11 protein-coding genes and 3 pseudogenes are annotated in these 9,834 nt (G+C 57.9%); 1 reads left to right on the top strand and 13 read right to left on the bottom strand.

Annotation, left to right across the window (positions count from 1 at the left end):
• A pseudogene (locus AC2TCY_RS22855) lies at nt 1–92 on the top strand (IS6 family transposase); the annotation flags it as partial.
• A gap of 119 nt (nt 93–211) precedes the next feature.
• On the opposite strand, the gene AC2TCY_RS22850 reads toward AC2TCY_RS22855, so the two are convergent.
• The 13 genes and pseudogenes from AC2TCY_RS22850 to AC2TCY_RS22790 form a co-directional block, all read right to left on the bottom strand.
• Complete coding sequence (locus AC2TCY_RS22850; RefSeq protein ID WP_480851039.1) at nt 212–592, bottom strand: hotdog family protein; 381 nt, start codon at nt 590–592, stop codon at nt 212–214.
• Nucleotides 586–942: a MaoC family dehydratase gene (locus tag AC2TCY_RS22845; RefSeq protein ID WP_480851038.1), complete on the bottom strand. Its 357-nt coding sequence runs from the start codon at nt 940–942 to the stop codon at nt 586–588. Before AC2TCY_RS22845 ends, AC2TCY_RS22850 begins: the two co-directional genes overlap by 7 nt.
• Nucleotides 935–2,425: an AMP-binding protein gene (locus tag AC2TCY_RS22840; RefSeq protein ID WP_480851037.1), complete on the bottom strand. Its 1,491-nt coding sequence runs from the start codon at nt 2,423–2,425 to the stop codon at nt 935–937. The genes AC2TCY_RS22845 and AC2TCY_RS22840 overlap by 8 nt, the downstream gene beginning before the upstream one ends.
• A gap of 5 nt (nt 2,426–2,430) precedes the next feature.
• Entirely contained in the window at nt 2,431–3,198 is a 768-nt protein-coding gene (locus AC2TCY_RS22835; protein WP_480851036.1) for an enoyl-CoA hydratase/isomerase family protein, read from the bottom strand.
• Nucleotides 3,195–3,791: a TetR/AcrR family transcriptional regulator gene (locus AC2TCY_RS22830; protein WP_480851034.1), complete on the bottom strand. Its 597-nt coding sequence runs from the start codon at nt 3,789–3,791 to the stop codon at nt 3,195–3,197. The genes AC2TCY_RS22835 and AC2TCY_RS22830 overlap by 4 nt, the downstream gene beginning before the upstream one ends.
• Nucleotides 3,788–4,573 (bottom strand): alpha/beta fold hydrolase, encoded by a 786-nt coding sequence (locus AC2TCY_RS22825; RefSeq protein ID WP_480851032.1) that lies wholly within the window; start codon nt 4,571–4,573, stop codon nt 3,788–3,790. Before AC2TCY_RS22825 ends, AC2TCY_RS22830 begins: the two co-directional genes overlap by 4 nt.
• Nucleotides 4,570–5,628 (bottom strand): branched-chain amino acid ABC transporter permease, encoded by a 1,059-nt coding sequence (locus AC2TCY_RS22820; protein WP_480851030.1) that lies wholly within the window; start codon nt 5,626–5,628, stop codon nt 4,570–4,572. Before AC2TCY_RS22820 ends, AC2TCY_RS22825 begins: the two co-directional genes overlap by 4 nt.
• Nucleotide 5,629: 1 nt before the next feature.
• Nucleotides 5,630–6,661 carry a branched-chain amino acid ABC transporter permease gene (locus AC2TCY_RS22815; RefSeq protein WP_480851028.1) on the bottom strand — a complete coding sequence of 344 codons (1,032 nt, stop codon included), beginning with the start codon at nt 6,659–6,661 and terminating at the stop codon, nt 5,630–5,632.
• A 1-nt stretch (nt 6,662) separates the two neighbouring features.
• A complete protein-coding gene (locus AC2TCY_RS22810) occupies nt 6,663–7,385 on the bottom strand; it encodes an ABC transporter ATP-binding protein (protein ID WP_480851027.1) in 723 nt (240 codons plus the stop codon).
• A complete protein-coding gene (locus tag AC2TCY_RS22805) occupies nt 7,378–8,142 on the bottom strand; it encodes an ABC transporter ATP-binding protein (protein WP_480851025.1) in 765 nt (254 codons plus the stop codon). The genes AC2TCY_RS22810 and AC2TCY_RS22805 overlap by 8 nt, the downstream gene beginning before the upstream one ends.
• Before the next feature lie 69 nt (nt 8,143–8,211).
• The gene (locus tag AC2TCY_RS22800) at nt 8,212–9,387 is read right to left on the bottom strand and encodes a substrate-binding domain-containing protein (protein ID WP_480851023.1); all 1,176 of its coding nucleotides are present in this window, start codon (nt 9,385–9,387) and stop codon (nt 8,212–8,214) included.
• Between the two features lie 141 nt (nt 9,388–9,528).
• Nucleotides 9,529–9,693, bottom strand: a pseudogene (locus AC2TCY_RS22795) (IS6 family transposase); the annotation flags it as partial.
• A 49-nt stretch (nt 9,694–9,742) separates the two neighbouring features.
• Nucleotides 9,743–9,834: pseudogene (locus tag AC2TCY_RS22790) on the bottom strand (IS6 family transposase); the annotation flags it as partial.

The following is a 9,834-nucleotide window of genomic DNA, read 5'->3' as shown; positions in this document are numbered from 1 at the left end:
GCCGCTATCAAATCTCCGCCGTCTCATACCGTCATGCCGCGGCCGATGCTTTCAACCTCTGGAACGACTATGCCGCCCAAATGCGCGCTTGAAAGTCCGAGGACTTGCCCTTCTCAATCACGCGCAAACAAGTTGGCAATGCCGGCCGACCCAATTCCAACCGGGGTGTTGTCGGATTTACCACAATGGCACATCGAAGCCAGCAGGGCGTCTACACTTTCAAAGCCGCCTTGAATGCCCCTTTTACGTCTGTGGCTTTCACAAGGCTGCGACCTTCGCAGATCACTCTGCCATCCGCCGAAGTGCAGCTGGCCCAGAGATCAACCAGATGCTTGTCGCTCCGCAAACGAATGATTTCGACCTTGGCGGTCAAGGGCTGACCAACCGATGCCGGGGCTTTGAAGATCAACTCTTGTTTCAGGTAATTCGTGCCCGATCCGGGCAATTCCACCCCAAGCAGGTAAGAGAACAAGGCCGCGATCAACGGTTCCGGCACCTCGGTGGCCTCGACCCCGCTGAGGGCTGAAAAAGCCGCCAAATCAGCTGGGGTGTAAGTGCGGGTGATCTGAGCCGTCTGACCGATGCTCAACATGAAATTTCCGCCTCACCCAGCAGGCATTCAGCACCGTCAGCCACGCGAATTACGCGCATCTCCACCAGTCCGGGCGCTTTTTCCGTGATCTTCAATTTAAGTTCCTCTTCGGTGAACGCCGGGTTTGGGAACATCAGCTTTTGGCTGACCTGCAGGACCGCAGAGTTGTGGCGTTTCAACATCCCCCACAGCTTTGTATAGATCAGCATTCCGTGGCTGACTGTTCGACCAAAGGTGGTTGATGCGCAAAAGGCTGGATCCACGTGGATGGCATTGTCGTCCCCTGAGACGGCGGCGAAAGCGTCAAATTCTGCCTGCGTTGGGGTCCAGTTTTCCTGCAGCTCAATCATTGCAAAACCCCTCTCGCAGGTCTGGTTTGCGGATTTTACCAGCGGCCGTTCGCGGAAAGTCTCCAACGAAGCTTAGATGGGTGGGAACTTTGTACCCGGCCAGACGTTCACGGCACCAATGAAACAGGGTTTCAGGTTCAAGAGTCTCTCCGGGGCGCAGCATGACAAAGGCGGCTCCGGTTTCGCCCCATTTCTGATCCGGCACACCCAGAACCGCGCTTTCAAGAATGGACGGATGGGCGTTTAAAATCCGTTCAACCTCGGCCGGATAGACGTTTTCGCCACCCGAGATGTACATGTCCTTGATCCGGTCCACGATAAAATAATACCCGTCAGCGTCACGACGCGCGACATCGCCCGTACGCAGCCAGCCGTCTTCGGTGAACGTCTTTTCGGTAGCCGACGGGTTGGCAAAATATCCCGGCGTGACACCCGGTCCGCGCAACTGCAATTCGCCCGAACCTTCGGCACCAGCCAGCACACCGTCCAACCGCACCTCGACAAGGCTTTGCGGTTTGCCAACCGAACCGATTTTCTCTGCCGCGTGCGTGCTGTCCATCAGAAACACCGTGGGACCGGTTTCGGTCATGCCCATACCGTTCAAAACCCTGGCCCCTTTTTCCGCAAAAAAGTGGATCAAAGGCTCCGGCAACGGCGCGCCCCCGCAGCCGCAGCGGATCGAAGACCAATCAATCTGGTCGATGTCGGGGGATAAGGACAAAGCCTGATAGACTGCCGGAACGGCAAAGAACTGATTGATTTGGCCACTTTGCAACAACGGCTGGACTGTCTCGATATTAAACTTGGGTAGTACGGTCGAACACCCACCGGTCAGAAAGATCGGCAAGGTGTAAAGATTGATCCCGGCAGTGTGGAACAACGGCAGGAAACACGCCGCGCGATCCTTCGCGGTGATGTCGATCGCCTGCCCGATATTAATGGTATTGGCCCAAGCCATGCGCGCTGTTTGGATCACGGATTTTGGCAGGCCGGTCGTCCCGGATGTGAACAACAGATACCATGGACGCTCTGCCGGGATCGGGGCCGTCAGGGCGGCACCCCCTTGAGCGACCCAATCCGCTATGTCCCCTTCCAGCGTAAGGACCGGCGCACCGATTGCCTGACCCACCGCATGCGCGGCGTCCGCGAAATCTGTGTCGGTCAAAAGCATCGATAGCCCGACCTGTTCGACGGTTTCCACCAATTCCGCCACCGGTTGACGCCAATTGAGCGGGCACAGGATCGTCCCGGCTTTCTGGCAGGCAAAGAGTGTGATGAAAAACTCGGTTCGGTTGTGGCAAAGGATCGCGACCCTGTCACCCTCAGCCAACCCGCGCACGCGAAATCCTGCGGCAACCGCGTCGGCGGCATCGTTGATTGCCGCAAAGCTCCAGTCGCGCCCGGTCGCGGTATCACGAAACGCCAAATCCGTAGGGCTCAGCTCAGCCCGTTTGGCAGCCATATCCGGAATCACATCGAACATCACATCTATTCCGTTTCCTGCAGAAACATGGTCATTCGCGACAGGGTCTCTTGCCGCCCGATCAACTTTTGAAATTCTGCCGCTTCGGCATCCAGTCCGGCTTGAACAGTGGCGCGCCGCGCCGCGGTCCAGATCATGGATTTGGTGGTCAGGGCCGATCCGGTTTCGATTCCACCCAACAAGGCCAATGCCCGCTCCTCGGGATTCGCATCCACAGCTGTAACCAGGCCCAATGTTTCTAGCTTGTCTGCGGCATGCCGGGCATTGGCCATAAGCCAGCATAGCGCGGGCGCTGTCCCGATCAGTTCGGGCAATAGCGCGGTCCATCCTCCATCCGGGGCAAAACCCATCACGCTGTAGTAAGGTTGAACAAAGGCATCCGGTGCGGCAGTGACAATATCGGATGCGAAAACAAGACCTGCTGATCCACCAGTTGCCGCGCCTTCAATGGCCGAGGCGATCACAACTGGCAGGCTGATCATCCGCGAGACCAGCTTTTGCAGTACTGGCACCACGGTCTCGGCATAGGTTTCTGCGTCGCCACGCTGCGCGGCGTCAAAAAACCGACCAATGTCACCCCCGGTCGAGAAGTTTCGTCCGCCGGTCACCAGCGCCTTTTTGAGCCCTGAACGCTCCAGCGCGTCAAAGGCTTTGTGCAATTCCGACAAAGAGGTGGGCTCAAGGGCGTTGGCCCGTGGTGCCTGCATTCGAATGCGGAAACAAGGTTCTCCATTCTGCAGCGATAGCTGATCGCAGACAACCAGATCACTCATGGCGCCAATCCGTAGCATATGAATTTGTGCGCTTCGTCCACGACCCTCTCAAGGTCCACGTCGTCTTCCCAAAGTACGAACCGTTCGCCCAAGGTTTTGGCCACGCCCATAAGCGCCCAGGCCCGTATTTCGGCATCGCCCGGCGATATCTCGCCTTTAGCAACGGCCTGATCCAATTGATCGGCATAGGCTTTGCCAAACTCGGTGTAATACTCCCGATAGGCTTGCGGATCGACAAAGCGCGCTTCTTCAACGATGCGGTATTGCATCGGACGATCCCGGACGACCGTCAGGTAGGCCATCAAACCGGCCCGTTCGGATTCAAGCCGGTCTTTCGCACCGGCCACACGTTCTGCAGCCTGTGCACGTGTGGCGTGACCCATTTCCTGTACAAGCTCGCGAAAAACCTCATCCTTGCCCGAGAAATAGATATAGAACGTGCCCAGTGCGGTTTGCGCGGCACGGGTAATATCGGCGATGGACGCAGCCGCAAAACCCTGTTGACCGATCACCTTTTCAGCCGCGGCAAGAATCTGCGCCCGACGCTCGATCCCGCGTTTCGTTTTGGGTTTGGCGTTTGTGGCTTTGGTCATTGGCTTACTTCTTGATCCTGGTGTTGCATCGCCAACTTTTCTGCCGCAACAAAGCCGCGCAGCGCATCACAAAAAACGTCAGGTTCTTCCAGATGTGGCGAGTGTCCGGAATTGGCAAAGCTCTGCACGCGCGCCTGTTTGGCCTGCGCAGCCGTCCAGCGCGCCACGTCGGGACGATACAATCGGCTTTGCGCTCCGGCGCAGATCAGATAGGGGATGTCGATTTTCGAGATTGTGTCTCGCTCATCCATGAGCATGAGCTGCTCCCACATCGGCTGCAGATCAACCGGGTTTTGCGACAGCAACAGCGCATGGATTTCACTGCGGCTCAGCGTGGGTGAGTTGTCGGGCGCGAACATCAAATGCGCGATGCCCCCCGCCATGTTCGGCCACTCGGGGATGATCCGGTCCGCCGTTGCCTGAATCGACGCAGCGCTCTGACCCAAAAGCCCAAGGTCCCAATTCGGGCCCGGCATCATGCGTGGGCTCATGTCAATGGTCACCAGCGCGCGCAGTGCAGCGGTCCCGTTCCGGGACACGTATCGCCAGGCAGCTCCTGCCCCCATCGACCAGCCCACGAGAATAGGCCGATCCAAGCGGTCGATCCAGTGTTTGGCCACGGCTGCACAGGTGTCCAGATTGGCAGTGTCCTTGCTGCGCCGCCCATGACCGGGCAGGTCTGGTGCGTGGCAGTCAAACCCTGGCCCCAGGCGTCGGGTCAGGTCGTCAAACACCGCGCCGTTCATCGCCCAACCGTGCAGAAAGACAACCGGCACAGTCATGAAGCACGACGCGCGCGCAACCGGCCCACGATACCTGTCGGGAAGAAATAGACGCTGAGGATAAAAAGGATACCCAACCACATCAGCCAGCGATCCGGGTCCAGCAGATCAGGGATCAGCGGTAGCGCCGAGGTGGCCTCGGACGCTGTGCCCATCAGGTTTTGCAGATAGGTCTGCGCCAGAATGAACAGGGTGGCACCAATCACCGCACCGTACATTGTTCCCATGCCGCCAATCACCACCATCAGCAGAATGTCGAGCATGATCTCAAAACTCAGCGTGGTGTCCGGCCCGACATAGCGCAACCAGATGGCAAACAGGCTGCCCGCCAGCGCAGCGGTCGCAGCCGAAAGACAGGTCGCCACGGTGCGATACCAGACCACACGGTATCCGATCGCCTCAGCCCGAAAATCGTTCTCGCGGATCGCTTGCAATACGCGGCCAAACGGTGAATTTACGATGCGCAGCAGCAGCAGGAACAAGATCAGCGCCACAAGGAACACCAGATAGTAGTTCAGGATCTTGCCGCTGATGCGCGTGCCCAAAAACTCTCCCATGCGGTTGGCCGAGGTCAGAACCCGCGGGATCTTATAGGTCAGCCCGTCCTCACCCCCGGTCAGCCCCGAGAACTGTGACACTAGAACCGCCACCGCCGAGGCCACAGCCAGAGTGATCATGGCAAAAAAGATTGCCCGCACGCGCAAGCTGAAGAGACCGATAAGCAACGCCAGAACAACCGCCGCCAAGGCGCCAGAAACCGACCCCAGCAGCAGCGAGTCAAAGCCGCGCCCCATATGGGTCGACGCCAAAGCAACACCGTAGGCGCCCAGACCAAAGAACATCGTATGCGCAAAGCTGACGATGCCGCCGTAGCCGAGCAATAGATCATAGCTTGCCACCAGCAGGACAAAGATGCAGATCCGCGCAGCCGTATCAAGTGCCCGCACCCCGTCAAAGATAAAGGGCGCGCCCGCAAGACAGATCAGGATGACCAGCAAAATGGCGGTCAGGATGGCGGATCGCGGTTGATCTCCGGAAAGCAGTTTTACCAGCATCTTACTTCGCCTTCACTACGGGCATCATGCCTTGCGGCCGCCACATCAGAATTGCCGTCATCAGCGCGATATTGGACACCAGCGCCAATTTGGGTTCCAGAAAGGCCACGTAATTCTGCAACAGCCCCACCAGAAGCGCACCGATAAAGGCTCCTTCGACCGACCCCAGCCCGCCGATGATGGCCACGATGAACACCAGAACCATCATCCTTTCCCCCATCCCGGCGGTGATGACCTCTTGGTACAGGCCCCACATCACCCCCCCCAGCCCGGCCAGAGCCGAACCGGCGATAAAGACACCGACGAACACCAGACGCAGGCGATAGCCAAGCGCTTCGACCATGGGACCGTTTTCAACCCCGGCGCGAACGATCAGGCCGATCTTTGTGCGCCTCAGAACGACACGCATCGCAATGAAAAGCACCAGACCGATTCCAACCGCCAACAGGCGGTACTTCTCCATCGCGGCACCGGCGAAGGTGACAGCGCCCTTAAGGGTTTCGGGGCGGTTGATGAAAATCTCGTCCGGCCCCCAGATCACGTGGATCAACTGTTCGATAACAATCAAACCGCCGACAGTGACCAAAATCTGTTTCAGATGGGCACCGTAGACCGGCTTGACGATGATCCGCTCAAAGCCCCAACCCATGATCCCGGTGACCGCCATCGCTGCGATCACCGCCAGCAGGACCGCAGACATGTTCAACAGTAGCGATGCCGCGCCCGTCCAGTCGCCCAGTGCGATCAGGACAGAAACCCCGACAAAAGCGCCGACCGAAACAAAGGCGCCGTGACCAAAGTTGATCACGTCCATGAGGCCGAAAACCAGCGTCAATCCCGAGGCCATGATAAAGATCATCATGCCCATCGCCAGGCCGGAAACCGTCAGGGTCAGCCAACTGGCCGGTGCCCCTATGGCAAAGAAGCCCAATATTACCAGGATCGGGATCAACAGCAGCGGCATCGCCTCGTCCAGCCGCTCGGTCAGGCTGACACTGGCAAAGGTCGGTCTGTGATCGGGGGCTGCGGTCATCTCAAGGCGCCTCCATGCTAAGACCCATCAAGCGTTCTTGCAGGTCCTTGTTTTCACTCAACTCGGCCATGACCCCGGTCCAGATCACCCGGCCGTCATCCATGACGGCGGCGCTGTCCCCAAGGGCCTTGGCAACCGAGAAATTCTGTTCGACCAGCAGGACAGAGGCCCCCTGAGCCTTCAGTTCGCGCAGCGCCTGCGCCATGGTCGAGATAATGGCCGGGGCCAAGCCTTTGGTGGGCTCGTCAATCAGGTACAATTCGCGATCTTCCGCCATTGCCCGCGCGATGGACAGCATCTGCTTTTGACCACCCGACAGATTGCCCGCCTCACTTTTCCAGAATGTTCCAAGCGCCGGGAAGGCGTTCAAAAGCCAGTCTTTTCGCTTGGGGTCCAGCTTGCCCGAAAGGCTGCCGAGCGCCATGTTCTCTTCAACCGTCAGATCGCTGAAAATCCCCATGTCCTCGGGGACAAAGCCGATACCAGCCCGCGCCCGTGCAAACACCGACTTGCGGGTAATGTCCTGACCATCATAGAGAATTTCGCCCGACTTGGCGGTCCATTGCCCCATGATGGCCTTCAACGTCGTGGTCTTGCCGACGCCATTGCGCCCCAGCAACATTGTCACTTGACCCCGTGGCACCTGCAGGTCAACGCCTTGTAGAATGTGGTATTGCGCGATGTCGGTATGCACAGCGTTCAGTGACAGGATCAGGTCAGACATGGTCCAGCTCCTTCCCCAAATAAGCTTCCTGAACAACGGCCGAGGCCATGACCTCGGCGGGGGCACCGTCTGCGGCCAATTCACCATTGTGCAGAACGATCACACGGTCCGCGAGGCTGCGAATGACATCCAGTTTGTGCTCGACAAGCAGCACGGTGCGCTCCCGGTCCGCTTTGATTTCGGCGATCAGGTCAAGGATCACTGGGGCTTCGTCGACGCTCATCCCCGCGGTTGGTTCGTCGAACATGTAGACCATCGGGTCCAACGCGATCAAAAGCGCGACTTCCAACTTGCGCTGATCTCCATGCGACAGCTCGGAAACAAGCAGATCCTTTTGGGTGTCCAGCCGCACACGCTCCAGAATGGCCATCGCGGCTATTGTCAATTCAGTATGGCTGTCAGCCATGGAAAACAGACCAAATCCCTTGTGGCGTCTGGATTGGATCACAAGACGCACATTTTCCAAAACCGACAGGCAGGGAAACAGGTTGGTCAATTGAAACGCCCGCCCCAAACCGCGATCGCACCGCTCGGCCACGCCCAACCGGGTGATGTCCTCACCCATCAGTTTTATACTGCCCGAACTGGCCGGGATCTGCCCCGAGATCAGGTTGAAATAGGTTGTTTTGCCTGCGCCATTCGGACCAACGATTGCCGTCAGCTCACCGGCGTGAAAGCTGCATGAGACCGCGTCCACCGCCACATGGCCGCCAAAACGTACGGTCAGTGCTTCGGTTTGCAGAAGTGTCTGTGTCATATGTCTCTTCCCCTATCCCCGGGGCAGCCTGTAGGGCCGCCCCAGCACAGACAGGAAATTCGCTGCAGTTTACTGGTTACGGACAGGGATGTTCATTTCGTCCATGCCGATTTCACGCACCAGCACCGGAACGCCATAGTCTTTTCCGTCCTGCACCTCAGTGCGGAAATGGTACATGGGCTGCATGGCCTGATGATCATCGGCGCGGAACTGCATGGTGCCTTTCGGGGTTTCCCAGGTCATGCCTTTCATCGCTTCGATCAGCGCATCGGTATCTTCCGCGCCACCGGCTTTCTTGATGGCTTCGACAATGGCCAGACCAGAGGCCATACCGCCAGCGGTGAAGAAATCAGGTGGACTGTCGAAGCGCTCGAAATGCGTTTTCACCAGCCAGTCGTTCACCGGGTTCTGCGGGATCTCGTAATAGTAGTAGGTCGCACCTTCCATGCCGGGCAACTCTTTATAGGCCTTCAGCGCGGCCAGAATGTTTCCGCCAGTCGCGATCTGGATACCAAAGCGTTCGGGCTCCATCGCGTTGATCTTGCCCATCGGATTGCCGCCACCGGCCCAAATGATGAACAGCTTTTTCTCACCCTCAATATCACCCATCTTGGTGAAAATCCGCTCGGCCGCTGCAGTAAAATCCGTCGTGTCGGTGGGCACGTATTCTTCATGTGCAACAGTCGCACCCGTGGCCTCCAGCGCTTCTTTGAAGGCCGCGACGCCATCCCGGCCAAAAGCATAGTCCTGTGCCAGGGTTGCGATGGTCACACCCTCACCGCCCAGGGCCACCGCATTTGCAATTGCATCTTGCGATGAGTTGCGACCGGTTCGGAAGATATAGGGGTTCCAGTTTGCTCCGGTGATTGAATCAGCCACGGCCGGTTCGACAATCAGAACGCGTTCGTACTCTTCGGCCACCGGAAGCATTGCCAATGCAACCCCCGAGCTGACCGGGCCAACCGCGATATGCGCGTCATCGTCACCATAGGCTTCTTCCAGCTGGGCGCGACCGATATCGGGTTTTAGCTGCGTGTCTTTTTCGATCAAGACGATCTTTTCGCCATTGATCTCCATGGTTCCCCCGGTGGCGTACTCAAGGCCCAGCTTCAGGCCATTGTGCGACTGCGCCGCATAAGCCTCGAACGGGCCAGTTTTGCCATAGACATGGGCAATTCTGATTTCTGCAGTGGCTGCGGACGTCATCAACGCACCGGCAACCGTCAACGCAAACATGCGCAACATGGGGGTCCTCCCTGTTTTCTCCTAAACAAACATGAAACATGAATCAGTGTTCATGTCAATAGGTGCAACTGGAGGCTCTAGAGCTCACGGTTCTGTTGCGAAGTTTATTGCTGACTGCAGGTATCGCGCCACAGCTGCGAGCTAAGCGGCCAATTCCGCGAATTGACGAAACGGACAGAGTCCGGGCGTGAACTGGCCTTTGCGGATCATGTTCGCGACTTCAATTCCATCCAGCGTTGCAGCTGCTGAAACATAGGCTTTAAACCCCAGCATCGGTCGAGTGCGCCGCTCTATAAAACGGTGGGGCATTGCCAACTTATTTGCGCGTGATTGAGAAGGGCAAGTCCTCGGACTTTCAAGCGCGCATTTGGGCGGCATAGTCGTTCCAGAGGTCGAAAGCATCGGCCCCGGCATGACGGTATGATACGGCGGAGAGTTGGTAGCGGC

The sequence above is a fragment of the Ruegeria sp. HKCCD7181 genome (assembly GCF_057221055.1).
Note: the sequence above shows the minus strand (reverse complement) of the source record. Positions and strands in the feature narration are given on the sequence as shown.